We start from the raw sequence: 25,876 nt of genomic DNA, 5'->3' as shown, positions 1-25,876 counted from the left end.
GCGACTTACGTCGCCCTTTTGTCTGCTGGCATCACACCAGTTTCAAGGCAATCCAGTAGAGCGAACCTGACAGCAGAATACAGACCGGCAGGGTGAAGATCCACGCCATGGCGATGTTCTTGATGGTCCGGCTCTGCAGTCCGCCCCCGTCAACCAGCATCGTACCGGCTACCGATGAAGAGAGGATATGCGTAGTGGAGACGGGCATGCCGGTATAGCTGGCGACGCCAATCGACAGCGCGGCGGTCACTTGCGCTGACATGCCCTGTGCATAGGTCATGCCTTTTTTACCAATCTTCTCACCAATGGTGGTGGCAACACGACGCCAGCCAATCATGGTGCCGATGCCCAGCGCCAGCGCGACGGCCACAATAATCCAGATCGGCGCATACTCAATGGTGCCAAGCAGGTCGCTTTTCAGCTTATTGAGGAAGCGCTTGTCATCCGGTGATGTCTCTTCCAGACGGGCCGCTTTATCGGCGGTGTCTGAGATACACAGCAGCAGACGACGCATCTGACCGCGCTGATCAACCGTCAGCTGGTCGTAGCTTTGCAGATTATTCAGCAACACCTGAGCACGCTGAACTGCCTGCAGTGCACGCGCGCTGTCACAGTGGAACTCCTGCGGGCTGGTCGCTGGCACTTCTTCCGGCGTTGGCAGCTTAGGCGGTGCCATCTGGATGATGTGCGTCAGCGAGGCGTTATGCTGCTGGTAATACTGCTCCAGGTGATTAACCGCATCGCGGGTACGCGTAATGTCATAACCGGAGGCATTCATATTTACCACGAAACCGGCCGGAGCCACGCCAATCAGGACCAGCATGATCAGGCCAATGCCTTTCTGACCGTCATTCGCGCCGTGCGAATAGCTCACGCCAATTGCCGAAACAATCAGGGCGATACGGGTCCAGAACGGCGGCTTTTTCTTGCCGTCGATCTTCTCGCGGTCAGCAGGCGTCATATGAATACGCGCACGCTTTTTGGTATTACTCCAGTAGCGACGCAGAATGAAGATCAAGCCGCCCGCCATCACCAGGCCGACAATCGGCGACAGGATCAGAGAAAGGAAGATGTTCAGGACTTTCGGGATGTTGAGTGCATCAACTACCGAGGTTCCGGTCATCAGGGCGTTGGTCAGACCGATACCGATAATGGCGCCGATCAGGGTATGGGAGCTGGAGGCCGGCAGACCGAGATACCAGGTGCCGAGGTTCCAGATAATCGCCGCCAGCAGCATAGAAAACACCATGGCGAGACCGTGAGCCGATCCAACATTTAACAACAGATCGGTGGGAAGCATATGAACAATAGCGTAAGCGACACTCAATCCACCGAGCAGCACGCCAAGGAAGTTGAATACACCCGCCATCACCACAGCAAGCTGGGCACGCATGGCACGCGTATAGATGACCGTCGCAACTGCGTTGGCCGTGTCGTGGAAACCGTTGATCGCTTCGTAAAACAATACAAACAGCAGGGCAAGAACCAATAACAGGCTAGTACTGAGGTCTAGACCAGCAAACAGATGTAGCATAAACGTTACGCCATTTTTGGAGGACATGAACGCGGCGCATTATCCGCGACAACGTGCTGTATGGGAAAGGAAAATATAGCGTTAATTTGACCTTTCGTCGTAAGGCTGAAGGGTAACTCAGCTAAAAAGGGTTAGATATTAAGCAGATACAATATGACACATTTACGGCAATTTTTTGACGCTGGCGTCTCAGTGAGCAGATCACTACAATCTGCGCCTTTCCAGTTAAGTGAGTGAACCGCAGTGGAACAGTTTGACGTTATCATCATTGGTGCCGGCGCCGCCGGTCTGTTCTGTGCCGCCCAGGCCGGACAGCGGGGACGCCGCGTGTTACTGCTGGATAACGGCAAAAAGCCGGGACGCAAGATTCTGATGTCGGGCGGTGGCCGCTGCAACTTTACCAACCTCTATACCGAACCGGCGGCTTATCTGTCGCACAATCCCCACTTCTGTAAATCGGCGCTGGCGCGTTATACCCAGTGGGATTTTATCGATCTGGTCAATCGTCACGGGATTGCCTGGCATGAGAAAACGCTGGGCCAGCTCTTCTGTGATGACTCGGCTCAGCAGATTGTCGATCTGCTGCTGGCCGAATGTGACAAGGGCAATGTCACTCTGCGGCTGCGCAGTGAAGTGCTCAGCGTGGCGCGCGATGAAAGCGGGTATACCCTGCAACTCAACGGCAGTACGGTTCAGGCGGAGAAGCTGGTCATCGCCAGCGGCGGCCTGTCGATGCCAGGTCTGGGGGCTTCGCCATTCGGCTATAAAATTGCGGAGCAGTTCGGCCTGAGCGTCTTTCCGACGCGGGCGGCGCTGGTGCCTTTTACTCTGCACAAGCCGCTGCTGGAGCAGCTGCAGACGCTGTCAGGCGTGGCGCTGGAGACCACGATTGATGCGCAGGATGGAACCCGCTTCAAAGAGGCGATGCTCTTCACCCATCGCGGCCTGTCCGGTCCGGCGGTATTGCAGATTTCCAGCTACTGGCAGCCGGGTGAATTCGTCACTATCGATCTGTCGCCCGCCACACCGCTTGAGGCGTTTCTGACGGCACAGCGTGAAGCACATCCGAATCTCAGCCTGAAAAACAGCCTGGCGAAAATTCTGCCGAAGCGCCTGGTGGAAGTCCTTCAGGCGCTGAAGGTGGTGCCGGACATCACGCTGAAGCAGCTCAACAGCAAACAGCAAACTGAGCTGGCGCAGACGCTGCACGCCTGGCGCATCCAGCCAAACGGCACAGAGGGCTATCGTACGGCGGAAGTAACGCTGGGCGGCGTGGATACGACGCAGCTCTCCTCGAAAACCATGGAGGCGCGTGCGGTGCCGGGGCTTTACTTTATTGGCGAAGTGGCCGATGTCACCGGCTGGCTGGGCGGCTATAACTTCCAGTGGGCCTGGAGTTCCGCCTGGGCCTGCGCCCAGGCGTTGTAACGCGCGTCTACCAGCGCTGATGCACGTGAGGCGCGATCTTCTCCTGATAGATCTGCTTCAGCGCTGCCATCGTCTCCTCAGAGAGCGCATCGACATCGCTGGCGCGGGCATTGGCTTCAGCCTGTTCGCGATTTTTCGCGCCAGGGATTACCACGCTGACATCTTCGTTCATCAGGATCCAGCGCAGCGCAAACATCGCCATGGTGGTATCACCCGTCACGAAGCGACGAATCTCCTCAACCGCTTCCAGCGCCACCTCATACGGCACGCCGGAGAAAGTCTCGCCCTTATCGAACGCTTCGCCATTGCGGTTAAAGGTGCGATGGTCGTCAACGGCAAACACGCTGTCGGCATTCATTTTACCGGTCAGCAGACCTGACGCTAGTGGCACACGGGCGATGATCGCCACATCACGGCGTTTTGCCTCACGCAGCAGCAGTTCCGCCGGACGCTGGCGGAAAATGTTGTAGATCAGCTGAATCGACGAGACGTTGGGAAATTCCAGCGCCTTCAGCCCTTCCTCGACTTTCTCAACTGAGACGCCGTAGTGACGGATTTTCCCGGCGGCCACCATCTCATCCATCACCGCGAAGACGTCCGGGTTGTAGTAGACCTCGGTCGGCGGGCAGTGCAGCTGCACCAGATCCAGCGTTTCGGTCTGCAGATTTTCACGTGAGCGATCGATAAAGGCGTTGAGATTTTCGGCGTTGTAGCCCTCAGTCACGTGCGGTGAAAGGCGACGCCCCAGTTTGGTGGCGACAAACGGGCGTTCCCCGCCGCGCTGGTTCAGCACCTCCGCGATAATCTTTTCGGAGCGGCCATCGCCATAGACATCGGCGGTATCAATAAAGGTGATGCCCGCATCCAGCGCGGCGTTCAGCGCGGCTTTGGCATCCTCCATGCTCACTTCTCCCCAGGTTCCGCCAATGGCCCATGCGCCAAAGCCAATTTCAGAGACGCGCTGACCGGTTCGGCCCAGTGTTCGTAATTTCATGCAAACCTTCCTCGATGCGTTTCAGACAGGGTGACAGAAAAGGGCTAACCATTGATCTTAGCGCTTTCCGGCGGTGAGGCGATTCGGCGTTGTTGCATACCAGACCCGTATAAACAGGAGGCTTTTTGCGGCAGGCTGCTGGTTACGTTGAAGATTTCTGCAAAAACAGGCCGGATCGTGTGGATACCGCTTCGCTAATTAATTGATTTTAAGAAATTTCACCTGAAATTAAACAGGCGAGAGTGTGGATTCGGTCACATACTTCAATTTTCAGGCCAACAATGGGATCGCTATGTTTAAATTTGTTAAGTCGGTCTTTGCCAGTCCCGAGAAGTTTCTACAGATCATGACCCGTCAGGATATCAACGACTCCATCGCCGAAGGTGAGCGCATCATTATTGATGAGAACGGCAATATCTCGGTCAATACGCTGAGTGAGGAAGTCCACGAAGATTTTGCCCGCCATGTGAATACGTTAAAGGGAGTGTAAGGTGGGTACCGCAATATTTATGGTGCTGATGGTCAGTGGTTACTGGTACACCAGCCGTGATTTAAACAGCCGCTTTAAAATCCGCCGCTCGTCGGGCTGGGATGTCTATTTTCTGGTCGCGCTTTACGGCTGTATTTTTGTTCTGCAGGGCGTGTTCGCCACTGGCATCGTCTGGCTGCTGCTGCTCTGTATGTCCGGTATCGCCAATGCCCTGCAGATGATCCCCGGCGTGCATCTGAAGTGGCAGGTGGAGTTCATGAACTGGAGTTTCCTGGGCATCCAGGCACCGGTTGTCATTATGCTCGCCTTCGCCATTCTGCTCTGCCTCTATCGCTCAAACTGGGCGGGCAGCGCACGCCTGAATGTATCAGGGCGTAAAGATCTCTATCAGCGGCTGTCACGATCCAACGGCGTGGAGCAACTGCTGTTTCAGTGCATGGAAGAGGGCGAGCTGGCGTGGATTACGCTGAAGTCGCGCCGTATTTACATCGGCATGGTGCATGCCTCGACCTTTGAATATGAGAGCACCAAAAACATCGTGCTGATCCCGATGCTGAGCGGCTATCGCGACAGCAAAACGCTGAAGCTGGCGGTAGAGCATAACTACAGCAAATGGTACGCCGAGCATGAGATCACGCTCGACTCGAAGCCTAAAGATGCGATGTCGTTCCGTAAAGTGATTATGGTGGACCAGATTGAGAGTCTGTCACTGTTCGATCCGGCCAGCGCCACGGCACTTTCGATGGGACATCCGCAGGAAGTGGAGAAGAGTCAGGGTAATGATGACGACAGTCCGGACAGCAAAGAAAGCCGTGACGAGTCGGATTAAGAATGCTCACCTGGTTTTCCCTGATTAAATTGTCTCATCAGGGGAAACCGGGTTCATCTCACACCATATTTTCCGCCGTAAACAGCCGGAACGCGACTTTACCCGCCTGATAGACATCCGGCTGATAGCCGGTTTCCAGATGACTCAGCATCAGATCGATCGCTAATCGGGCATGCTGCCGGGCATGTTGATCCAGCGTAAACGCCACTTCATCGTTCAGCAGTAGCTGACGGGTCACATCATAAAGCTCATGGGTGATGTAGGTGCATTTACCCAGCAGCTGATGAGCGCGCAGGGTATCGCTGACGTCCGTGTTGCCCATGCCGGTGTTGTAGACCCCGGCAATCGCCTGTGACGAACGCAGATTGCGGGCCAGCTCGCTGCGGATGGTTTCCCGCTGATCCTGACCCGACAGCACCTCACGCAGATAACGCTGCGGCGCACGCTGCTCCATGGCTTCACGGAAGCCGGCGATACGCTGACGGTGGGCGCGATAATCAAAGCGGCCGCTGACCATCAGAATGTCGCCGGGCTGGTTCAGGGTTTTACTCATCAGCAGGCCCGCGGTGCGGCCTGCCTGATACTGGTCGATGCCAACATGACACAGGCGGTCAGCGTCGGGCAGATCGGTGACGATGGTGATCACCGGCACATTGCGGCTGCGGCACAGCGCCAGTGCCCGATAGACAGGCGGTGAGTCATGTGCAAACACGATAATGCCGTCGCGGGTGCTGCTGCGGGCGACAATGCTCTGCGCCAGCTGCTCGGGCTGCGCTTCGGCCACGAGCGTTTTGTGCAGCTTCAGGCGGCGATAGCCAAGCTGACTGGCGATCTCGCTGAAACAGGTGGTGAGCTGCTGAAAAAAGGATGAGCCGTTGTTACTAAGGAAGACTTCGATTTGCCACGGATGCTGATACTCCTCTGGCAGCAGACGCCGGAGTCCCGCTTCACGCGCGGCCTTCAGAACTTTGCGGCTGGTCTCCAGCGAGACGCCGCCGCGCTCATTCAGCACCCGGTCAACCGTCGCAATCCCGACGCCCGCCATTTTTGCCACCACCTCTAAGGTGAGCTTTTTCATTCAGACTCCACGCGTAAATGGCGATTAGCTGCTGCCTGCCAGACTGTTTATCTCTTCTAACCGGTTAAAAGTAAAAGATAAAGTAATTTTATGATGGAAAACCATCAACAGCGTTGCGCCATGCGCTTTTACCCTCAGTGCGGTCGTCAGGTTAAAAAGCACAGCGGGCCGCTGTCCGGGCGGAAATACCGTTAAGCTTGTAGCGAGACAATTAACGAGGAGTGAATATGGCGCAGCAAAAAGAAGTTCTGATTATTGGTGCTTCACGCGGTATCGGTCTGGCGGTCGTGCAGGCGTTTGCCGGTGACGGCTGGCAGGTTACAGCCACCCATCGCAGCGGTGTTCCGGAACAGGGCAACAGGCCAGGTATCGACTGGCAGGCGCTGGATATGACCGACGCATCGGCGGTTCAGCAGCTTGCGGGCCAGCTCAGTGGCAACGCGTTCGATGCGATTCTGATCAATGCCGGGATTTTCGGGCCTTCGCACCAGAAGGTGTCGCAGAGTGACGATCAGGAACTGGCACAGCTGTTCCTGACCAATGCGATAGCCCCGGTTCGCAGTGCAGAGATTCTGCTGCCGCTGCTGAAGCCAGAGGGCGTACTGGCGCTGACCTCATCCCAGCTCGGCAGCCTGAATGAAAATCCGGAGGCGCAGATGCCGATTTACTCGGCCAGCAAAGCCGCACTGAATATGCTGAGCCGCACGCTGACACCGGCGGTTGAAGCACGGAACGGGACGCTGCTGACGCTGCATCCCGGCTGGGTGAAAACGGATATGGGCGGCGAGAGTGCGCCGCTGACGGCAGAAGAGAGCGCCGCCGGTATCGTTCAGCAGCTGACCCAATGGCGCGGACGCGGGGGTCATCACTACGTCGATTACGCCGGCCAGCAGCTGCAGTGGTAGGCTGATACGGGGCGGTTACGCCCCGATGTCACGCAGTGCCTTACCCTTCATCAGGTTGCGTTCAATGTGTTCCAGCGTTACATGTTTGGTCTCGGGTACCAGCATCATCGTCAGCACGATAAAGACCAGGTTGAGCGCGCCGTAGAACCAGAAGGTGTTGGCATTCCCCAGTTGATCCAGCATCGTCAGGAAAGTGGCTCCCACTATCATGTTGCCGACCCAGTTGGTGGTGGTGGAAGCAGTAATGCCGAAGTCACGCCCTTTCAGCGGCTGAATCTCTGAACAGAGCAGCCAGATGACCGGTCCGGCCGCCATTGCAAAGCCAACGATAAACATCAGCAGCATCGCGACCGCAAAGTATTTGCGGAAATCTGTTTCGACGCCGATATGCAGCAGCGTGCCCAGTACGCCCATGCCCACCGCCATCACCAGAAAACTGGTGGTGAGCATAGGCTTGCGACCCCAGCGATCGACAAAAAAGATGGCAATCAGCGTGGCCAGCATGTTGACCAGCCCGACAATCACCGTGCCCCACATCTGCTCACTGGTGCTGGAGAAACCGGCAATATTGAAGATTTTAGGGGCGTAATACATCACCACGTTCATGCCGGTAAACTGCTGCATTACCTGTAGCAGCATCCCCAGCCAGACCGCGCGGCGGAAATTGCCATTAGAGCGGAACAGCGACCAGCCGCGCTGTTTCACCTGGAGGCTTTCCCGGATCTCTTCCAGCTCCTCCCGTGCCTGTTCGCTGCTGTTACGCAGCCGATCCAGCACGCGCTGCGCCTCGTTGAAACGTCCGTGCGCCGCCAGCCAGCGCGGACTGTTGGGCAAAAACAGCACGCCGATAAACAGGATCACCGCCGGAATAGCGATAACGCCGAGCATCCCGCGCCAGTTGCCGCTGTAACTGAACGCGGTGTCGGAGAGATAAGCGACCACGATGCCGGTGGTCAGCATCAGCTGGTACATCGAAATCATTGAGCCACGAATACGTTCCGGCGCAATCTCCGCCAGATAGAGTGGCGCGGTATAAGAGGCGATCCCTACCGCCAGCCCCAGCATCACACGGGCACAGACCAGCGACTCCACATCGGGAGAAAAGGCGGACCACAGCGAACCAATCACAAACAGCGTCGCGCCCGCCAGCATGCTTTTCTTACGTCCCAGCTTTGAGGACATCCAGCCCGCCGCCAGCGCACCCAGCGCCGCACCAAACATCATCGAACTCACCACCCACTCCTGCTGATGGTTGGTAATCTGCAAATCTTTCGCCAGGAACGGCAAGGCCCCTGCGATGACGCCGATATCCAGACCAAACAACAGGCCGGACAGCGCCGCCATAAAACAGACGAACCAGGTAAAACGGTTCTGATGATTTCCCGATTTTTTAGCCGCGGCCATGCGAGTCTCCTTGCGGTGATTCAGTGTCAATATTGTTAATGTTATGTAAACATAGTCGATATCAATGTGGGTCCGATCACACTTCCGGCTATCGCTGGGGTCGCACAACATGGCTGTGAAAAGAAAGCATCGGAGATCAGCAGGTTGATGCAGAAACGGGAAACCGCAGCCAAGGCACGAATATGCAAAGCAGCCTGCATCAGGTCAGATTTTGCAACTGACCGCCTGCGGCATTACACTTCCGCCTTTCTGCTATTGATTGAAGGTACTTATGTCTGAACCTTTCCAGCGTCAGCCGCTGCCCTTGCCGGGCGGCCATAAAAAAGTTTTACTGCACTCCTGCTGCGCACCCTGTTCGGGGGAAGTGATGGAAGCGATGCTGGCCTCCGGCATTGAATACACCATCTATTTCTACAACCCGAATATTCATCCGCTCAAAGAGTATGAGCTGCGCAAAGAGGAGAATATTCGCTTTGCCGAGAAATTTGGCGTGCCGTTTGTCGATGCTGACTACGACCGGGATAACTGGTTTGAGCGGGCGCGCGGGCTGGAGTGGTCGCCGGAACGGGGTGAGCGCTGCACCATGTGCTTTGATATGCGCTTTGAGCGCACGGCACTCTATGCCCATGAAAACGGATTCCCGGTAATGACCAGTTGTCTGGGTATTTCACGCTGGAAAGATATGAAGCAGATTAATAGCTGTGGTGTCCGCGCAGCGGCGGCGTATCCGGATCTGCTCTACTGGGATTTTAACTGGCGTAAAGGTGGCGGATCGGCGCGAATGATTGAAATCAGCAAGCGCGAGAGCTTCTATCAGCAGGAATATTGCGGCTGCGTCTATTCACTGCGCGACACCAATCGTCATCGCGTCACCCAGGGACGTGAGCGTATTAAGATTGGTGTGCAATATTATCAGCCGGATGAATCCTGATTAACTGATATCGCAGAAAGCATCTGCCTGCGCAGAGCCGCGCGCTGAGCGCGTAACAGGCCGGACTGTTACGCCACAGCTCTGCTTTATACTGCCTGGCCGGACGTAGCTGCACAGCGCGCAGGGGTCGTCAACGTCGGCCATCTGCTGCTTCGCTTCTTCACTCATCAGTCGTTTACGGCAGGCGCTTGGCGTGCAGCCCATAATCTGCTTAAACGAGCGGGTGAAAGATTGCTGGCTTTCAAAATGGTATTTCAGCGCCAGGCTGATGATGGGCGTGCGGCTGTTTTTTAAATCATTCACACTGGCGTTAAGTTTTTTCTTACGAATATAGCGCGCCAGCGTTTCATTATGATAACGGGCAAAGAGTTTCTGTAAATACCATTTCGAATACCCGGCTTTTTCTGCAATATCATCCACGCTTAAACGCTGGTCGAGATTATTGTTAATCCACTCAGTGATAGAGACGATCACGCTTTCGTTATATCTGTTTTCTTTCATAGCTGTTCTCCCCTGTTTAATTCAGCGGAATTATGAATTATTTATCTTAATGTGCTTATTCTTTGCGTAAAGTTCTTTCAATATTTGAATCGTTATCTCTGAAGAGATTAATATGAACAGCAGTTTTTAATAAAACAGATGAATTGTAATTAGTCTGTTGTTAATTATAAGGGAAATAATTGATCCCGGGCGGATAACGATAAACGCGAGCATAGTATTTCGCTTGCCGCTTCGCGGTTAAGGCGGCCAGCGTCTGTGAAATCAACGCCATAGCACGGACCATCAATAGATTTTCTGCCGCGACATGCCAGGCTTACGACTCACCTTTAACCTGGAGAACCCCGGATGAGCCCGACATACGCGTTGAAAAAACCGCTTGCCGCTTTGCTCACCTCGCTGGCTTTATTTGCGCATGCGCCCGCCAGTGCCGCGCCTGTTTATGGCGAACAGCTGGAAGGATTTCATTACCCCTATCCTCTGCAGCATTTCGATTTTCAGTCCCAGCAGCAAACGCTGAGTATGGGCTATATGGATGTGAAGCCGGTGCAACAGGCCAATGGCAAAACGGTGGTGCTGATGCACGGTAAAAACTTCTGTGGTGCAACGTGGGAAGAGACCATTCGCGCGCTGAGTCAGCAGGGCTATCGCGTTATCGCGCCCGACCAGATTGGCTTCTGCAGCTCGACCAAGCCCGCCAGCTATCAATACAGCTTTCAGCAGCTGGCTGAAAACACCTATCAGCTGCTCGCCCGGCTGGGTGTGGAGAAGGCGGTAATTATCGGTCACTCTACGGGCGGAATGCTGGCCACGCGTTATGCGCTGATGTACCCGGAACAGACGCAGAAGCTGGTGCTGGTCAACCCGATTGGGCTGGAGGACTGGAAAGCCAAAGGCGCACCGTGGCGGTCGGTGGATCAGTGGTATCAGCGCGAACTGAAACTCAGCGCAGAGGGCATTAAGAAGTATGAGCAGCAGACCTACTATGTCGGGCGCTGGAAACCTGACTATGACAGGTGGGTCGATATGCTGGCCGGGCTCAACAGCGGGCCGGGACATCAGAAAGTGGCGTGGAACTCCGCTCTCATCTACGACATGATTTTCACGCAGCCGGTATTTTATGAATTTGGCGATCTGAAAGTCCCGACCACTCTGATGATCGGCACCTCAGACACCACGGCCATCGGCAGTGATATCGCCTCAGCAAAGGTCAAAACCCGGCTGGGCGATTACGCGGTGTTGGGTAAAGAGGCTGCAAAACGTATTCCGGGCGCGCGCTTAATTGAATTTCCCGGGATGGGGCACGCGCCACAAATGGAAGAACCGGCAACGTTTAATCAGACGCTGCTCGACGATCTGGCGCGGCCCTGAATGGTCAGGCGCTGCGGCGCCTGATCTCAAACCGCTACGCGTTTCTGCTTTTTCCTGAGGTACATCTGCTCATCGCTGTCGTGCAGCAACTGTTCCAGCGACTGTGGATGCGCTGCGTCAAACTCCACCACGCCGGACGAGAATTGCAGGCGGTAACGACGATTCAGACTGACTGACTGCTGTTGCAGATAATGGTCGAACCGGGCGAGTAACGCTTCGCTCTGCTGCTGCTGCAGGCCGTTAAACAGCACCACGAACTCATCGCCGCCCAGACGGGCAAACAGATCGGAGTGCTTAAACACCACCTTCATCGCATCGGCAAAGTCCATCAGCGCGCGGTCGCCTTCACGGTGGCCCAGCGTGTCGTTAATCTGCTTAAACTTGTCGAGATCGAGAAAGGTCAGGCAGGCGGGCCGGTTTTTCATCAGGCACTCATTCAGAACCATCTGCCCCAGCGTCATAAAGCCGCGACGGTTGGTAATCTGGGTCAGCTCATCGCAGGTGGCGGTCTGAAAGGCGACCAGTTCCGCTTCGGCCATCGCGGCCAGGTCGCGCATCGTGGCCTGATCCTCTTCGTTGAACTGACGTGGTTCGCGACCAATAATGCAGAGCGTACCCATTTTCGCGCCGCCGGGCGCACGCAGTGGACAGCCTGCATAAAAGCGAATATGCGGTTCGCCGGTCACCAGCGGGTTATCATGAAAACGCGCATCTTTTTGCGCATCTTCAACGATCATGATCTCATCCTGCAGGATGGCGTGGCCGCAAAAGGAGATGTTGCGGGGTGATCCTTTAGGTTCATAGCCCTGAGCAGATTTAAACCACTGATGGTCATTTTCCAGCAGGCTGACTAACGCGATAGGGACGTCATACAGGCGGCGCGCCAGGCGGGTTAAACGATCAAACCGCTCTTCCGCTGGCGTGTTCATTATGTTCAGCGCACGCAACTGCGATAAACGTTGTGCCTCGTCGGCAGGGATTTCAGGTGCTTTCATCACAGAGACCTTTATTGTTTTAGCGGAAGCCAGGTTCTGGTGTTTGCCTTACGGCGAAGAAGAAGAGCGTGATATAGCAACCACGCTCTTTATGAGGAGGGGATCAGAGCACTTTTTGTTCTGCGAGATCAAGGGCGAAATAGCTGAAAATCAGGTCCGCACCGGCGCGTTTAATCGCACCGAGACTTTCCAGCACCACATTACGCTCATCAATGGCACCGGCCTGTGCGGCAAATTTGATCATCGCGTATTCGCCACTCACCTGATACGCCGCCAGCGGCAGTTCGGTGCGTTCACGAATGTCGCGCAGAATATCCAGATAGGCACCTGCCGGCTTCACCATCAGTGAATCCGCGCCCTGGGCCGCATCAAGCAGCGATTCACGGATCGCTTCACGGCGGTTCATCGGGTTCATCTGGTAGGTTTTACGGTCGCCTTTCAGCGCCGTTCCGGCGGCTTCACGGAACGGGCCGTAAAATGATGAAGCGAATTTGGTGGAGTAGGACATGATGGCGGTCTGGGTAAAGCCTGCCGCGTCCAGTGCCCGGCGAATGGCCTCAACCTGACCATCCATTGCCGCTGACGGCGCAATGAAATCCGCACCGGCTGCGGCGGCAACCACGGCCTGCTTACCCAGATTGGCCAGGGTTACATCGTTATCGACGCCGTGATCGCAGAGCACGCCACAGTGACCGTGGCTGGTGTATTCGCAGAAGCAGGTGTCAGACATCACGATCATTTCCGGCACGGTGTCTTTGCAGATGCGGGACATGCGTGCCACCAGACCGTTTTCGTTCCAGGCATCGCTGCCGGTCGCATCGGTATGGTGCGAAATACCAAAGGTCATCACCGAGCGAATGCCCGCTTTGGCGATGCGCTCAATCTCATAAGCAAGGCGTTTTTCCGGAATACGCATCACGCCAGGCATCGCCTGAATCGCTTTGTAATCGTCGACTTCTTCTTCAACAAAAATAGGCAGAGCCAGATCGTTCAGGCTCAGAGAAGACTCCTGGAACATTTCACGCATTGAAGCGCTGGCGCGCAATCTTCTTGGGCGCTGGATAAGGGAATAATCAGACATTTTCATTCTTACGCAGGTGAAAAAAGTGACGACAGTTTACTCTCTTTGCCCGCGAGGCATGAAGGTTTGTGTGCGGTAATAAGAGGGGAAAAGGACTCTCCCGCCGGGCGGCGGGAGAGCAGAACGATTACTCGTTGATATCCGGATGCTGCTGCACCAGGTTTTTACGTTTCGCTTCCAGGCGGGCAATTTCTTCGTCGATATCTTCGATTTTGTGCTCGATGTTATCGTGATGCTCCTGCAGGATTTCGCGCGCTTCTTCCATGTCTGAGGCCGCTGGCGTCGCACCTTTCAGTGGCTTGTTTGCCGTCTCTTTCATGAACAGACCGGTAATCAGACCAATCACCGCCACCACCATGAGATAGTAGGCTGGCATGTAGAGGTTGCTGGTGGTTTCTACCAGCCAGGCCGCCAGCGTTGGCGTCAGACCGGCAACCAGTACCGAGATGTTAAACGCACTCGCCAGCGCACTGTAGCGGATGTGCGTCGGGAACATCGCAGGCAGTGACGAGGCCATCACACCGGTAAAGGCGTTGAGGATCACCGCCATCAGCAGCAGACCACCAAAAATCAGGCCCAGCACGCCACTGTTGATCATCATAAAGGCGGGAATTGCGAAGACCAGCAGGGCAATACTGCCGATGATGACAAACGGACGACGGCCGAAACGGTCACTCATCATGCCGATCATCGGCTGAACAAACAGCATACCGATCATAATGGCGATGATAATCATCACGCCGTGATCTTCGCTGTAGTGCAGGTTGTGCGACAGGTAGCTCGGCATGTACGTCAGCAACATGTAGTAGGTGACGTTCGTCGCGATAACCAGACCGATACAGGAGAGCAGGCTGCGCCAGTGTTTGGTCGCAATCTCTTTAAACGAAACCTGCGGACCATCCTGCAGGCCTTCGCGGTCGCCCTGTTCCAGTTTGTCCACGTGCTGCTGGAATGCCGGGGTCTCTTCCAGCGCATGACGCAGGTAAAGACCGATGATGCCCAGCGGCAGCGCGACGAAGAACGGCAGACGCCAGCCCCACTCAAGGAAGCTTTCTTCCCCGATAATGGAGGAGATCAGCACCACCAGGCCCGCACCGAGCACGAAGCCCGCAATCGAACCGAAGTCGAGCCAGCTCCCCATAAAGCCACGTTTACGGTCAGGCGAATATTCGGCGACAAAGATTGAAGCACCGGTATATTCACCGCCTACCGAGAAGCCCTGTGCCATCTTAGCTAACAGCAGCAGAATCGGCGCCCAGATGCCGATGGAGGCATAGGAGGGTATCAGGCCGATACAGAACGTACTGACCGACATGATGATGATGGTGATGGAAAGGATTTTCTGACGACCATATTTGTCGCCCAGCATACCGAAGAACAGACCACCCAGCGGACGGATCAGGAAGGGTACAGAGAAGGTACCCAGCGCGGCGATCATCTGCACGCCTGGTGATGCATCCGGGAAGAAGACTTTACCCAGTGCATAGGCCACAAAGCCATAAACACCGAAGTCGAACCACTCCATCGCGTTACCCAGAGAGGCCGCGGTGATGGCTTTACGTAAACGGGCATCATCGATGATGGTCACATCATCGATCCCAATTGGTTTTACACGCTTCCTACGCAATTTCATAGAATTACCCTGTAATGGAACACGAAAGTCCTCAACGGCGCGAGCCGCGGTGAGTCATCAGACCGCTGCGTTGAGAAATTTAAGCATAGCTTCAAATAAGCGCGGTTTACGCGCCCACTGACACAATAATTACTGTTGTTATTATTGCGAACAGCGACAGAGTATACCGTTTTTGTGTGATATCTGTCATGTTTGGGCTACATACAGGCTATTTTTACCACTGATACGGCTGATTAGCTGCGCAAAAAAATTATCACGCTGCGTGACGACCGCCGTTTTTTTCAGCAAATTGGGGGCGGGAAGGGGTGATGAGCGGCGATACCGACGCCGCAGGTGGTTATTCGCTATACAGAGCAGGGTGGCAGTAAGCCATGCGACCTAACGAAAGACACACAGACGCCGATATTGCGCGGCAAGCCTGTTAAGTTCAGGGTCGGTTCAGATGCTGGCTGTCTGATGAGTCTCAGGGGCGTGATCCGCTTTAACCAGCTGTTCGCCCTGTCTGGCGAGCCAGGCAATCAACGCCGCGTTGTCCATCGGGCGGGCATAATAAAAGCCCTGGATGAAGACCACGCCGCGCCGTTGCAGATAGCTGAACTGCAATGCGCTCTCGACGCCTTCCCCCAGCACTTCCAGCTCAAGCTCATGACTGAGCTGAATGATTGCATCCAGCACCGGGGTTCTGCCCTCCAGGGATTCAATCGCGTTGATAAAGCCGCGATCGATCTTCAGATAGTCCATGGTGAAGGTCTGTAAGTAACTCAGCGAACAGTGACCGGTACCAAAATCATCAATCGCCACTTTCATTCCGCAACCGCGCAGCTGCTCCAGCTTGCGTGCCACCTCAACGCCATCTTTGATCAGGCTGCGTTCGGTCAGCTCCAGGGTAATCAGGAACTGCTTATCTTTAACCCGGTCAGCAAAGTGCAGCATATCGTCGACAAAGTCCGGGTGCTGCAGATGATCGGCCGCCACGTTAATGGCCAGATGGAAGCCTGGTTCAACCTGCCACGCCTGCACATCCTCTGCAATTAAATCGAGCAGATGACGGGTAAGCGGCACAATCATGCCTTCCGCTTCAGCGGCACCGATAAAAATATCGGGCCGGATGCCGTTACCGTCGGGCGTTGTCCAGCGCAGCAGTGCCTCTGCGCCGCTACAGCGCTGCAGCCGGTTGTCATAGACCGGCTGATAGTGCGCCCTGAACTGACCGCTGGCGATGGCCCGCCGAATCTCATCGCGCCAGGAAATACGCCGTTGCAGCCAGTTCGCCATCAGCATCATCAACAGAATCGAGAAAATGATCGCCATCGGCATGATGATCAACATTACCTGACGCCAGGCCAGGATCAGCTCAGAGGGTGAGGCAATAAGGGTGACAGAGAGCGGATAGCGGCTGGAGCTGGCCTGATAAATCAGCGGTTCAAACCAGCCGGACAGGGCGATTTGCGGATCGCCAAACGAGATCGGCGCGCCGTCGTTAAATTCCATGCTGAAATGATAGAGATGGGTACTGCTGATGGCGCGCATAAAATCGATCAGATACTGGCCATCAACGACTGCCCAGAACCCCTCACCATCGGGCAGATCGCGCATAAAAATCACTGCGGGACGGTCCGGCACACCCGCCGTTCCGGCAATCGACAGGCTCCACCAGGCTTTTCCGGTGACCGGCACATCACGCATGATCATATCGCTCAGAAAAGCAGGCTTCGTACCATAGGCTGAAGAGCAGGCAATTCTGTTTTCTTCCATTTTACCAATGGCGCGAAAATAGGGATTCAGCGCACCGATGCGCTGTAACTGGTTTTCAATCTGGCTGCAGGGCTGATGCTGAAACTGGCGCAGCTCAGTAATCATATTCCAGGCGCTGTCGCTCATTCTCTCGGCCTGAGATAACAGCGTCTTTGCCGCGTTCACCTGCTGCTGCCGCACGGTGTGGCGCGCATCTAGGGCCGTGAAAAAAATGCCAATAATCAGAGGCAGCACGCCGGAGATAATAATCACCAGCCTGGCGTAGTCGCGTTTTCGTTTCAGTAGCGGCACCGCTAAATCCTCTGGATATTATTGGTATTATACGGAGGGGCTAATCAGTGGCGCAGCATAGCATTTCTCCGGGCGGTGCAGATTAGCGTTTTTGCGATCAACTGAACTGACTCAGGTCAATTATCGACCAGACTTTACATTTTATTGACAGGTTGTTTTGCCTTTATTGGTATTCAGCAAAAAAACAGGTGAGAACGGGAGGCAGGGCAGAAGGACGAATCGCTGCTGCCGCCTGGGGTGACCCTGGCCCGCCTGAGCGCGGACGCAGGGTAAAGGTGATTCTTAATCAGCAAAATAGATCTGTTTCAGCGCCACTTCAACGCCGCGCAGCTCAGCCAGTCCTTTCAGCCGGCCAATGGCAGAATAGCCGGGATTGGTACGTTTATGCAGGTCGTCCAGCATCTGATGGCCGTGATCGGGGCGCATCGGAATTGCTCGCTGATTGCCCGTCCGCCGCCGCCGCTGCTCTTCCGCCAGAATGACCCTGATGACGCCGACCATATCGACGTCGCCCGCCAGGTGCGCGGCTTCATGGAAGCTGCTGGGGTTTGCCTCGCGCTTTGTGGCGCGCAGGTGGACAAAGTTGATGCGGTCGGCATAGGTTTCCGCCATCTCAACCAGCGCATTGTCGGCACGCACGCCATAGGAACCAGTACAGAAGCAGAAACCGTTGTGCAGACTGTCCACGGTTTCCTTCAGCCACTGCATATCTTCCTGGGTAGAGATGATGCGCGGCAGGCCCAGAATCGGTCGCGGTGGATCGTCCGGATGCACTGCCAGTTTAATCCCCACTTCCTCCGCAACCGGTACGATGGCGCGCAGGAAGGTTGCCATATGCTCGCGCAGTTTCGCTTTGTCGATGCCGGCATACTGTGCCAGTTGTGTCTGAAACTGCTCCAGGGTGTAACCCTCTTCGGCACCGGGCAGACCGGCGATAATATTACGCACCAGGGTGCTTTTCTCTTCTTCGCTCATCGCGGCAAAGCGCGCTGCGGCGGCCTTCTGCTCAGCAGTGCTGTAATCCTGCTCCGCACCGGGACGCTTCAGCAGATACAGCTCGAAGGCGGCGAAAGCGTCGGCGTCGAAGCGTAGCGCTTTTGCGCCATCCGGCAGCGTCCAGGCGAGGTCGGTGCGCGTCCAGTCCAGCACCGGCATGAAGTTGTAGCAGACGGTATCAATGCCACAGGCGGCCAGATTGCGTATCGACTGCTGATAGCTGGCGATATAGCGAAGGTAGTCACCGCGCTGGGTTTTGATCGCCTCATGAACCGGGATGCTCTCCACCACCGACCAGACCAGACCCTTTTCCGCCAGCAGTGCCTGACGCGCTTTAATCTCCTCAACCGGCCATACTTCACCGTTAGGGATATGGTGCAGCGCCGTCACAATACCGGTTGCGCCCGCCTGACGCGCATCATCCAGGGAGACCGGATCGTTCGGGCCGTACCATCGCCATGTATGTTCCATTTTTACTCCTCAACTGTGATGTGGCCCAGTGGTCAGGCCGCTGGGCCAAGAGTATGATAGTGGACACATCAGGGCCGTGATCCGGATCGCAGCATGACAAACTGCATCCGGCAAGTGAGCGGTTTATGCTGAATAAAAGGAGAGGGTAATGAGCCTGCCAGTCATCAAGACGGAGCGCCTGTATCGTCAGATCGCCAACGCCATTATGGCCGGTATCACGCGCGGTGATTTTGTGGCGGGCGGCCTGCTGCCGCCCGAACGCGAGCTGGCAAAACAGTTAGGTGTCAGCCGTTCGTCAGTGCGTGAAGCATTGATTGCGCTGGAGATGACCGGTTGGGTCGATATCCGCACCGGCAACGGTATCTACGTCGCTCAGCCGCTGCCACAGGCCGCCATCCCGCAGGAGAGTGAAACCTGCAGCCTGCAGGATCTTTTGCAGGCGCGTGAAGCCTTTGAAGGCATGCTGGCAGGATTTGCCGCCCTTAACGGTACCGCCGTACAGCGAGAGGCACTGCTGGCGCTGACCGCTGAACTGCAGCACTACAATGAAAACGATGCGGCGTTTCTGGAGCAGGATAAACGCTTCCATCTGCTGATCGGCGAGATGAGCGGTAATGACGTGTTACGCGACCTGCTGGAGCAGCTCTGGAACCGGCGTCACAGCCCGCATGTGCAGCGGCTGGAACGCCATTATGCCGATAACAGCTTTGCGCAGGCGATGAACGCTGATCATCAGCAGATTGCCGACGCGATTGTGGCAGGCGATGAAGCAGCGGCTCGCCAGGCGATGGAGAGCCATCTGCAGCACGTGCAGCAGCGGCTACTTGGTTAGTCCCCGGACGCGTTTAGGTCGTCCGGTGCCGAGCATAATCGCCAGACGGCTGCCGCCCGGCGTGGTCTCCATCAGGATTTTGGTAATGCTGGTCAGCGGCACCGAGAGCAGCATGCCGACCGGACCGAGCAGCCAGCCCCAGAAGACCAGAGACAGGAACACTACCAGCGTTGATAAGCCCAGGCCGCGACCCATCAGGCGCGGTTCCAGCATATTGCCGAACACCATATGAATCGCGGTAAACAGCGCAGCCACCATCGCGGCATCAAACAGGCTGTTCAGTAACAGCGCCTGCAGAAAGGGCGGAATGCCGGCAATAATCGGGCCGATATTAGGAATATAGTTGAGGATAAAGGCCACGACGCCCCACAGCAGCGCGAACTTCACATCCAGCAGATAGAGACTCAGCCAGACGGCGATGCCGGTGATGAGACTCACCAGGGTTTTCAGCGCCAGATAGTGCGTCACACCTTTCAGCGCCTTATGCAGCCCGGCGATACGAATTTTCGGGTTCACCAGCGCGTTACGCATTTTGTAAGGCAGATGGTGAACCTCAAACAGCATAAAGACCACGGTCAGCACCAGCAGCACAGTATTGGTCATCGCACCCGAAAAGCCGCTGAGCGCCGCGCTCGCCAGGTTCACCATGGTATTCGGATCGAAACGCTGCACCAGCGCGTCGGTAGAAATATTGAGATGAAAGCCCGCTGCCAGATGTTGCAGCACCGTCATTTTCTGTTCCATGGTGGCGCGCAGTTGCGGGTAAAGGTCAGAAAACTCGCTCATTGAGCTGGCGATGATGGCACCCAGCAGCAGGATACCGCAGAAGATCACAGTAATGACCAGCCCAATCGCCAGTCCACGGCGGAAGCCACGACGCATCAGCATTGTCACCAGCGGGTTGAGCACAATGGCAAAGAACGCCGCCAGCAGAAGCGGGACCAGAATATCGGACGCGGCCCGAACCCCGGCAAGAATGATGACCAGCATCGCCAGTTTTATCAGAATATTTTGTCCAATCTTTTCCCGTTGCAGCTCGCTCATTGCCTCTCCCGTGACGTAATCTGGCTGTTGGAAGTGTAGCTGAAAGAAAATTAACAATCTGATTTATCAGAGAAACGGTAAAGCGCGGCGGCATAATAGCGTGATAATCAGCGCCACCGCACTCAGCTATGACGGCAGGACCGCGACCTCCTGCTGTTCCTGTTTTTGCGCCGCGTTTTACTGCCCGATAACCGTGCCAGTGTGATGCGCCGGTGGCGAAAGCAGGTATAGTTAGAGGATAAACCTTATCATTCAGCCAACTACGTGCGAGAACCTATGCCTGAACAGCCTGCAGCGGAACAGAATGCTCCATCCGGAAGCCTGAACATCTCGCTGCTGATCCTCTCTATCGTCGCCTACAACTTTGCCAGCTATCTCATCATTGGTCTGCCGCTGGCGGTCCTGCCTGGCTGGGTGCATGACCAGCTGGGCTTCAGCGCATTCTGGGCGGGCGTGGTGATCAGCCTGCAATATGTGGCGACGCTGCTGAGCCGGCCACATGCCGGGCGCTATGCCGATCTCTGGGGGCCAAAGAAAGTGGTGGTGACGGGCCTGGTGGGCTGTCTGATTAGCGGGTTGTGTATTCTGCTGGCGGCGCTGATCGCATCCCCGCTCTGGAGCCTGATACTGCTCTGTGTGGGCCGGTTGATTCTGGGTGTGGGCCAGAGCTTTACCGGCACCGGCACTTCGTTGTGGGGGGTAGCGCGGGTCGGTTCACTGCACATTGGCCGCGTAATTTCCTGGAACGGCATCGTCACCTATGGCGCGATGGCGATAGGTGCGCCGCTGGGCGTGGTGATCTTCCGGGCCGGTGGGCTGCTGTGGCTATCGCTGGTGATTGTGGCCATCTGCGTGGTTGGCATCGTCTGCGCGGTCCCGCGTCCGGCGGTAAAAGCCAGCCGCGCCAGACCTCTGCCGTTTCGGGCGGTGCTGGGGAAAATCGCTGGCTTTGGCGCGATTCTGGCGATGGGGTCAGCGGGTTTCGGCGTGATTGCCACCTTTATCACGCTGTTCTATCAGGATAAAGGCTGGGAGGGAGCCGCCTTTGCGCTTTCCCTGTTCAGCGGCGCTTTTGTCGGGGCGCGCCTGCTGTTCCCGAATGCGATTAACCGTCACGGTGGCCTGCGGGTCGCCAGCGTTTGTCTGGCGGTTGAGGCTGCCGGGCTCTTTCTGGTCGCCACCGCAGGCGATCCGTGGATGGCAAAAACGGGCGCGTTTATGACCGGCGCCGGGTTTTCACTGGTGTTTCCGGCACTGGGCGTGGTGGCGGTAAAAGTGGTGCCGCAGCAGAATCAGGGCAGCGCCCTGGCGACCTATACCGCTTTTATGGATCTGTCGCTGGGAATAACCGGGCCACTGGCCGGATTCATCATGAATTATGCCGGTGTCTCACGCGTCTACTTGCTCACGGCGCTGCTGGTCTGCGTCGCTTTCTTCTGCACGCTGCGCCTGCAGCGGCGTCAGGCTTCAGAGCCCGTAAGCGGGGATTGATCAGGATAAAAAAATGGCCCAGCAGCGGGCCATAACGTCTTTTCAGACACAGATAAACCAATAAATTTCGGGCGCGAACAGGTTTCAGGCCTGCAGCAGTTCAATACTGTGGCGGATCTGGCGTTCAATCTCCGCCGGTGTCCAGTTGTTGAGCTGACCGGAGAACGGCTCAAAAGCGTAGACGCCCTTGTAGCCGAGCATCTCCAGCCGTTTAACCTGCACCACGCTCTTCAGCACATCGTTGTCACTCAGCATGATGCGTTCGTCGTCGGTCAGTTCGGCAGTCGGGCGCCGATCTTCCACACCCGAAAGATGCACCAGCCCAATCTGGTCAATATCGATACCCGCCGGAAATTCCTGTTCAGCCTGTTCATAGAGATGATGGTGAAAGGTATCCAGCAGCAGCCTGAAGGGCACATCCGCCGCGGCGATCAACTGCTGCGCCTGTACGATCGAACGCAGTGAGCTGACCGGAAACCCCAGCGGCTCGACCAGCCCCTGAATGCCATAGTGTGCAAAGCGCGGCGCCAGCTGCTGCATTGCCGCCTGCGTCTGCTGAGGCGACACGGTAATCCCCTCATTCAGCGGACACATCACCAGTGCTTTTGCGCCGATCTGTTGTGCTGTCTGTAATAGCGACTCCGCCCGCGTCAGCAGCGCGTCATCGATCCGGTTAAAGGGATAGAGCGCATTAATCGTGACGATATCGATGTGATATTTATCCGCCAGGGCGCGCAGCTGATCGGTGCTGAGGTCATCGGTGACGCTGCCGCCCGGCATGTCATTACGCAGTTCGACCTTGCTCAGCCCCAGACGCTGAATCAGCTGAAAGAAGGCCTCCAGCGAGAGCCGGGGCGCAATTTTGCGGTTGATACAGAAACGGGTGGGATCGATGGCCATGCGCTGACTCCGGGACAGGAGAAGGATGGACTAAAGAAAACATTTATTTCATTAATAGTGAATTATGAAATGCAGATTATTAGATCGGTCTCGCATTAATTTCATATTCCGTTTCAGTCCGATGCATAAACGCTGGATCAACTTCGCAGGAATACCCGCTCTATCCGCCTCTGCTTTTCGCCTGCCTGACTAAGGCTGAGCGCTGGTAAACGCCTCCTGCCATCAGGACATCGTCAGTGGCTTGAGGGCGGCAAAAATGCGATCCGTGCCGCTAAAAGCAAATTTTCCAAAAAGAACTATTTGAAAAATTTATTCCACTGTAATAGCTTCATAGCACGCTTTCAGGTTTGCCTGGTCAGGCAGTGTGGCAGGCCACAGGGCCCGTCTGCAGGGAACTTAACCATCTTAAGAGGCAACATCATGACAATCATAGGTAACTTTATTGGCGGCAAAACGACGTTCAGCGCCAGCAACGAAACCATTCCTGTTTACGATCCGGCAACCGGCAAAGTGGTACGTGAACTGACGCAAAGTACCGCCGATGAAGTGGCCCAGGCGATTGGTGTCGCGCATGACGCATTTGCGGCCTGGTCAAAAACCTCGCCACTGCGTCGCGCCCGCGTTCTGTTTAACTTTAAAGCCCTGATGGAGCAGCATCGTGAAGAGATGGCGGCGCTGATTGTCTCTGAGCATGGCAAAGTCTGGTCTGATGCGTTAGGTGAACTGACGCGCGGCATTGAAGTGATTGAGTTTGCCTGCGGGATCCCCCATCTGCTTAAAGGTGAATATTCCCCGAACGTCGGCGGCGGCGTTGACAGCTTTTCGCTGATGCAGCCGGTGGGTGTCGTAGCGGGTATTACGCCGTTTAACTTCCCGGCGATGGTGCCGCTGTGGATGTTCCCGATCGCGCTGGCCTGCGGTAATACCTTTGTTCTGAAGCCACCGGCGCTGGATCCCTCTGCGGCCGTGCGCATGGCCGAGCTGCTGACCGAAGCGGGTCTGCCGGATGGCGTATTCAACGTGGTGCACAGCTCTAACGAAGATGCTGAGCAGCTCTATAAAGATCCGCGCATCGCAGCGGTGAGCTTCGTCGGCTCGTCCGGTGTGGCTGAGCATATCTATAAAACTGCCAGCGCCCACGGTAAGCGGGTGCAGGCGTTTGGCGCGGCGAAAAACCACGCTATCGTTATGCCGGATGCCGATCTGGATGCCACCGTTAACGCGATTATGGGCGGTGCGTTTGGCTCGGCCGGTGAACGCTGCATGGCGCTGCCGGTTGTGGTCGCGGTGGGCGATGACACAGCTGACAAGCTGATTGCCCGTCTGACGCCACTGGTGAAAGCGTTGCGGATCGGTCCTGGGATCAATCAGGGTGCCGATGAAAATGAGATGGGACCGGTTGTCTCAGCCGCGCATCAGAAGAAGGTGCTGGGTTACATCGACAAAGGCGAGCAGGAAGGCGCGAAGCTGGTGGTCGATGGTCGTAACGTGCAGGTTGCAGGTCACGCCGAAGGTTACTACGTTGGCGGCACGCTGTTTGATAACGTCACCTCTGAGATGGTGATCTGGCGTGAAGAGATTTTTGGGCCGGTGCTGAGCATCATGCGTGCACCGGACTACGACAGCGCGCTGCAGCTGGTCAACAGCCATGAGTTTGGTAACGGCAGCGCAATTTTCACCAGCAACGGTCACACCGCGCGTGAGTTTGTGCAGAACGTTGAAGCGGGCATGGTCGGTGTTAACGTGCCGGTTCCGGTGCCGATGGCATTCCACAGCTTCGGTGGCTGGAAGCGTTCCGTGTTTGGCGCGCTTAATGTTCACGGGCCGGATGGCGTGCGTTTCTATACCCGCATGAAAACCGCCACCGTGCGCTGGCCGTCCGGTCAGCAGACCGTGTCTGAATTCAGTATGCCAACCTTAGGCTGATCTATTTCAACGCTGATCGCGACCGGCAGGAGACTCTGCCGGTCGCTTTGTTCGCGGGCACCTCGCCCGTGAAATGATCGCAGCGTCAATCGTGACAGAGAGGAGGATCAGGATGTCTTTACTGTCGAAAGCACAGGCCCCGGACGCACAGGGCCGTATTCAGCATGTCACGCCTGAGCGTGCTGGCTGGCGTTATGTTGGCTTTGATGCTTATCTGCTGAAAAAAGGGGAAACTCTGCGCCTGACCAGCGGTGATAAAGAGCTGTGTCTGGTGCTGGTGGCCGGGCTGGCCTCGGTGAAAACCCGCCATGCTGAGTTTCCCAGAATCGGTAAGCGCATGTCGCCTTTCGAACGCGTGCCGCCGTATTCCGTGTATGTGCCGCATGACGATGAAGTGGAAGTCTATGCTGACAGCGATCTTGAGCTGGCCGTCTGTAACGCGCCCGGTCAGGGCAATCTGCCTGCAAGACTGATTGCGCCAGCCGATGTCGGTGTTGAGCATCGCGGTAAAGGGCGCAACCAGCGTCTGGTGCATAATATCCTGCCTGATACTGAACCCGCTGACAGTCTGCTGGTGGTGGAGGTTTATACCAACGAAGGCGATACCAGCTCCTATCCCAGCCACAAGCATGATCAGGAGGAGAGTGAAAACGAAACCTACCTGGAAGAGACCTACTATCACCGTTTCGATCCGGAACCTGGTTTTGCCATGCAGCGCGTTTACACCGACGATCGCTCACTGGATGCCTGTATGGCACCCTATAACCGCGACGTCGTGATGGTGCCGCGTGGCTATCATCCGGTGGCGACGCTGGCCGGATATAACAACTACTATCTGAACGTGATGGCAGGGCCGGTACGGCTGTGGAAATTCAGCTGGGAAAAAGATCACGCCTGGGTGAACAGCGACAGCTATCCACGAACAGAGTAAGGCTCAGCGGTTTTATCAGCGCATGCCTGTAAAAAAGGGCAGCCGATTAGGCTGCCCTTTTTTACTGT

Annotated in this window: 22 protein-coding genes; 10 read left to right on the top strand and 12 right to left on the bottom strand. The window is 55.9% G+C overall.

The window, feature by feature from the left end:
* Positions 1 to 31: 31 nt before the first annotated feature.
* Positions 32 to 1,534 (bottom strand): inorganic phosphate transporter PitA, encoded by a 1,503-nt coding sequence (gene pitA / locus BY447_RS09520; protein WP_143813135.1) that lies wholly within the window; start codon positions 1,532 to 1,534, stop codon positions 32 to 34.
* A gap of 243 nt (positions 1,535 to 1,777) precedes the next feature.
* On the opposite strand from pitA, the gene BY447_RS09515 reads away from it, so the two are divergent.
* A complete protein-coding gene (locus BY447_RS09515; protein WP_013359384.1) occupies positions 1,778 to 2,962 on the top strand; it encodes an NAD(P)/FAD-dependent oxidoreductase in 1,185 nt (394 codons plus the stop codon).
* 7 nt (positions 2,963 to 2,969) lie between these two features.
* Here BY447_RS09515 and BY447_RS09510 read toward each other — a convergent pair whose 3' ends face one another.
* Positions 2,970 to 3,956 (bottom strand): aldo/keto reductase, encoded by a 987-nt coding sequence (locus BY447_RS09510; protein ID WP_110331023.1) that lies wholly within the window; start codon positions 3,954 to 3,956, stop codon positions 2,970 to 2,972.
* Between the two features lie 292 nt (positions 3,957 to 4,248).
* Here BY447_RS09510 and BY447_RS09505 point away from each other — a divergent pair, with 292 nt between their 5' ends.
* Positions 4,249 to 4,446 carry a hypothetical protein gene (locus BY447_RS09505; protein WP_013359382.1) on the top strand — a complete coding sequence of 66 codons (198 nt, stop codon included), beginning with the start codon at positions 4,249 to 4,251 and terminating at the stop codon, positions 4,444 to 4,446.
* Position 4,447: 1 nt separating this feature from the next.
* Positions 4,448 to 5,275 carry a hypothetical protein gene (locus BY447_RS09500; RefSeq protein WP_110331022.1) on the top strand — a complete coding sequence of 276 codons (828 nt, stop codon included), beginning with the start codon at positions 4,448 to 4,450 and terminating at the stop codon, positions 5,273 to 5,275.
* Between the two features lie 58 nt (positions 5,276 to 5,333).
* Here the strand turns inward: BY447_RS09500 and BY447_RS09495 are convergent, their stop codons facing one another.
* Positions 5,334 to 6,353: a LacI family DNA-binding transcriptional regulator gene (locus BY447_RS09495; RefSeq protein WP_013359380.1), complete on the bottom strand. Its 1,020-nt coding sequence runs from the start codon at positions 6,351 to 6,353 to the stop codon at positions 5,334 to 5,336.
* A 227-nt stretch (positions 6,354 to 6,580) separates the two neighbouring features.
* Between BY447_RS09495 and BY447_RS09490 the strand changes: the two genes are divergently transcribed.
* Positions 6,581 to 7,258 (top strand): SDR family oxidoreductase, encoded by a 678-nt coding sequence (locus tag BY447_RS09490; RefSeq protein ID WP_110331021.1) that lies wholly within the window; start codon positions 6,581 to 6,583, stop codon positions 7,256 to 7,258.
* A gap of 15 nt (positions 7,259 to 7,273) precedes the next feature.
* Here BY447_RS09490 and BY447_RS09485 read toward each other — a convergent pair whose 3' ends face one another.
* Complete coding sequence (locus tag BY447_RS09485) at positions 7,274 to 8,662, bottom strand: sugar porter family MFS transporter (RefSeq protein ID WP_013359377.1); 1,389 nt, start codon at positions 8,660 to 8,662, stop codon at positions 7,274 to 7,276.
* Between the two features lie 271 nt (positions 8,663 to 8,933).
* Between BY447_RS09485 and BY447_RS09480 the strand changes: the two genes are divergently transcribed.
* On the top strand, positions 8,934 to 9,593 hold the full coding sequence (locus BY447_RS09480; protein ID WP_013359376.1) for an epoxyqueuosine reductase QueH: 660 nt from the start codon (positions 8,934 to 8,936) through the stop codon (positions 9,591 to 9,593).
* Here the strand turns inward: BY447_RS09480 and BY447_RS09475 are convergent, their stop codons facing one another.
* Positions 9,594 to 10,094: a helix-turn-helix domain-containing protein gene (locus tag BY447_RS09475; RefSeq protein ID WP_110331020.1), complete on the bottom strand. Its 501-nt coding sequence runs from the start codon at positions 10,092 to 10,094 to the stop codon at positions 9,594 to 9,596.
* A 345-nt stretch (positions 10,095 to 10,439) separates the two neighbouring features.
* Between BY447_RS09475 and BY447_RS09470 the strand changes: the two genes are divergently transcribed.
* Entirely contained in the window at positions 10,440 to 11,462 is a 1,023-nt protein-coding gene (locus BY447_RS09470; protein ID WP_110331019.1) for an alpha/beta fold hydrolase, read from the top strand.
* A 26-nt stretch (positions 11,463 to 11,488) separates the two neighbouring features.
* Here BY447_RS09470 and BY447_RS09465 read toward each other — a convergent pair whose 3' ends face one another.
* The 5 genes from BY447_RS09465 to uxuA form a co-directional block, all read right to left on the bottom strand.
* Positions 11,489 to 12,457 carry a sensor domain-containing diguanylate cyclase gene (locus BY447_RS09465; protein WP_013359373.1) on the bottom strand — a complete coding sequence of 323 codons (969 nt, stop codon included), beginning with the start codon at positions 12,455 to 12,457 and terminating at the stop codon, positions 11,489 to 11,491.
* 103 nt (positions 12,458 to 12,560) lie between these two features.
* Entirely contained in the window at positions 12,561 to 13,538 is a 978-nt protein-coding gene (hemB, locus tag BY447_RS09460) for a porphobilinogen synthase (RefSeq protein WP_110331018.1), read from the bottom strand.
* Positions 13,539 to 13,665: 127 nt separating this feature from the next.
* Positions 13,666 to 15,171: a glycine betaine/L-proline transporter ProP gene (gene proP, locus BY447_RS09455; protein ID WP_013359372.1), complete on the bottom strand. Its 1,506-nt coding sequence runs from the start codon at positions 15,169 to 15,171 to the stop codon at positions 13,666 to 13,668.
* Between the two features lie 438 nt (positions 15,172 to 15,609).
* Positions 15,610 to 17,217 (bottom strand): EAL domain-containing protein, encoded by a 1,608-nt coding sequence (locus BY447_RS09450; RefSeq protein ID WP_110331017.1) that lies wholly within the window; start codon positions 17,215 to 17,217, stop codon positions 15,610 to 15,612.
* Positions 17,218 to 17,499: 282 nt separating this feature from the next.
* The gene (uxuA, locus tag BY447_RS09445; RefSeq protein WP_110331016.1) at positions 17,500 to 18,684 is read right to left on the bottom strand and encodes a mannonate dehydratase; all 1,185 of its coding nucleotides are present in this window, start codon (positions 18,682 to 18,684) and stop codon (positions 17,500 to 17,502) included.
* A gap of 148 nt (positions 18,685 to 18,832) precedes the next feature.
* On the opposite strand from uxuA, the gene BY447_RS09440 reads away from it, so the two are divergent.
* Entirely contained in the window at positions 18,833 to 19,516 is a 684-nt protein-coding gene (locus BY447_RS09440; RefSeq protein ID WP_033784220.1) for a FadR/GntR family transcriptional regulator, read from the top strand.
* On the opposite strand, the gene BY447_RS09435 is transcribed toward BY447_RS09440, so the two are convergent.
* Positions 19,505 to 20,560, bottom strand: coding sequence for an AI-2E family transporter (locus BY447_RS09435; protein ID WP_013359367.1), 1,056 nt, complete (start codon positions 20,558 to 20,560; stop codon positions 19,505 to 19,507). The two genes, BY447_RS09440 and BY447_RS09435, sit on opposite strands and share 12 nt — an antisense overlap.
* A 276-nt stretch (positions 20,561 to 20,836) precedes the next feature.
* Between BY447_RS09435 and BY447_RS09430 the strand changes: the two genes are divergently transcribed.
* Positions 20,837 to 22,051: an MFS transporter gene (locus tag BY447_RS09430; RefSeq protein ID WP_110331015.1), complete on the top strand. Its 1,215-nt coding sequence runs from the start codon at positions 20,837 to 20,839 to the stop codon at positions 22,049 to 22,051.
* An 84-nt stretch (positions 22,052 to 22,135) separates the two neighbouring features.
* Here the strand turns inward: BY447_RS09430 and BY447_RS09425 are convergent, their stop codons facing one another.
* On the bottom strand, positions 22,136 to 22,951 hold the full coding sequence (locus BY447_RS09425) for a TIM barrel protein (RefSeq protein ID WP_110331014.1): 816 nt from the start codon (positions 22,949 to 22,951) through the stop codon (positions 22,136 to 22,138).
* 420 nt (positions 22,952 to 23,371) lie between these two features.
* On the opposite strand from BY447_RS09425, the gene BY447_RS09420 reads away from it, so the two are divergent.
* A complete protein-coding gene (locus tag BY447_RS09420; protein WP_095706558.1) occupies positions 23,372 to 24,877 on the top strand; it encodes a CoA-acylating methylmalonate-semialdehyde dehydrogenase in 1,506 nt (501 codons plus the stop codon).
* A 112-nt stretch (positions 24,878 to 24,989) separates the two neighbouring features.
* Positions 24,990 to 25,808 (top strand): 5-deoxy-glucuronate isomerase, encoded by an 819-nt coding sequence (iolB, locus tag BY447_RS09415; RefSeq protein ID WP_110331013.1) that lies wholly within the window; start codon positions 24,990 to 24,992, stop codon positions 25,806 to 25,808.
* The last annotated feature ends 68 nt before the right edge of the window (positions 25,809 to 25,876 follow it).

It is taken from the genome of Pantoea sp. JKS000250 (assembly GCF_003201065.1).
Classification (GTDB): Bacteria; Pseudomonadota; Gammaproteobacteria; order Enterobacterales; family Enterobacteriaceae; genus Pantoea; species Pantoea vagans.
The sequence above is the reverse complement of the archived record's forward strand: the minus strand, read 5'-3'. Positions and strand labels throughout refer to the sequence as shown.

Excerpts from the sequence above, each read along its gene's own strand:
- pitA (WP_143813135.1), bottom strand. The coding sequence starts at position 1,534 with ATGCTACATCTGTTTGCTGGTCTAGACCTCAGTACTAGCCTGTTATTG.
- BY447_RS09510 (WP_110331023.1), bottom strand. The coding sequence starts at position 3,956 with ATGAAATTACGAACACTGGGCCGAACCGGTCAGCGCGTCTCTGAAATT.
- BY447_RS09505 (WP_013359382.1), top strand. The coding sequence starts at position 4,249 with ATGTTTAAATTTGTTAAGTCGGTCTTTGCCAGTCCCGAGAAGTTTCTA.
- BY447_RS09495 (WP_013359380.1), bottom strand. The coding sequence starts at position 6,353 with ATGAAAAAGCTCACCTTAGAGGTGGTGGCAAAAATGGCGGGCGTCGGG.
- BY447_RS09490 (WP_110331021.1), top strand. The coding sequence starts at position 6,581 with ATGGCGCAGCAAAAAGAAGTTCTGATTATTGGTGCTTCACGCGGTATC.
- BY447_RS09485 (WP_013359377.1), bottom strand. The coding sequence starts at position 8,662 with ATGGCCGCGGCTAAAAAATCGGGAAATCATCAGAACCGTTTTACCTGG.
- BY447_RS09480 (WP_013359376.1), top strand. The coding sequence starts at position 8,934 with ATGTCTGAACCTTTCCAGCGTCAGCCGCTGCCCTTGCCGGGCGGCCAT.
- BY447_RS09475 (WP_110331020.1), bottom strand. The coding sequence starts at position 10,094 with ATGAAAGAAAACAGATATAACGAAAGCGTGATCGTCTCTATCACTGAG.
- BY447_RS09470 (WP_110331019.1), top strand. The coding sequence starts at position 10,440 with ATGAGCCCGACATACGCGTTGAAAAAACCGCTTGCCGCTTTGCTCACC.
- BY447_RS09465 (WP_013359373.1), bottom strand. The coding sequence starts at position 12,457 with ATGAAAGCACCTGAAATCCCTGCCGACGAGGCACAACGTTTATCGCAG.
- hemB (WP_110331018.1), bottom strand. The coding sequence starts at position 13,538 with ATGTCTGATTATTCCCTTATCCAGCGCCCAAGAAGATTGCGCGCCAGC.
- proP (WP_013359372.1), bottom strand. The coding sequence starts at position 15,171 with ATGAAATTGCGTAGGAAGCGTGTAAAACCAATTGGGATCGATGATGTG.
- uxuA (WP_110331016.1), bottom strand. The coding sequence starts at position 18,684 with ATGGAACATACATGGCGATGGTACGGCCCGAACGATCCGGTCTCCCTG.
- BY447_RS09440 (WP_033784220.1), top strand. The coding sequence starts at position 18,833 with ATGAGCCTGCCAGTCATCAAGACGGAGCGCCTGTATCGTCAGATCGCC.
- BY447_RS09435 (WP_013359367.1), bottom strand. The coding sequence starts at position 20,560 with ATGAGCGAGCTGCAACGGGAAAAGATTGGACAAAATATTCTGATAAAA.
- BY447_RS09430 (WP_110331015.1), top strand. The coding sequence starts at position 20,837 with ATGCCTGAACAGCCTGCAGCGGAACAGAATGCTCCATCCGGAAGCCTG.
- BY447_RS09425 (WP_110331014.1), bottom strand. The coding sequence starts at position 22,951 with ATGGCCATCGATCCCACCCGTTTCTGTATCAACCGCAAAATTGCGCCC.
- BY447_RS09420 (WP_095706558.1), top strand. The coding sequence starts at position 23,372 with ATGACAATCATAGGTAACTTTATTGGCGGCAAAACGACGTTCAGCGCC.
- iolB (WP_110331013.1), top strand. The coding sequence starts at position 24,990 with ATGTCTTTACTGTCGAAAGCACAGGCCCCGGACGCACAGGGCCGTATT.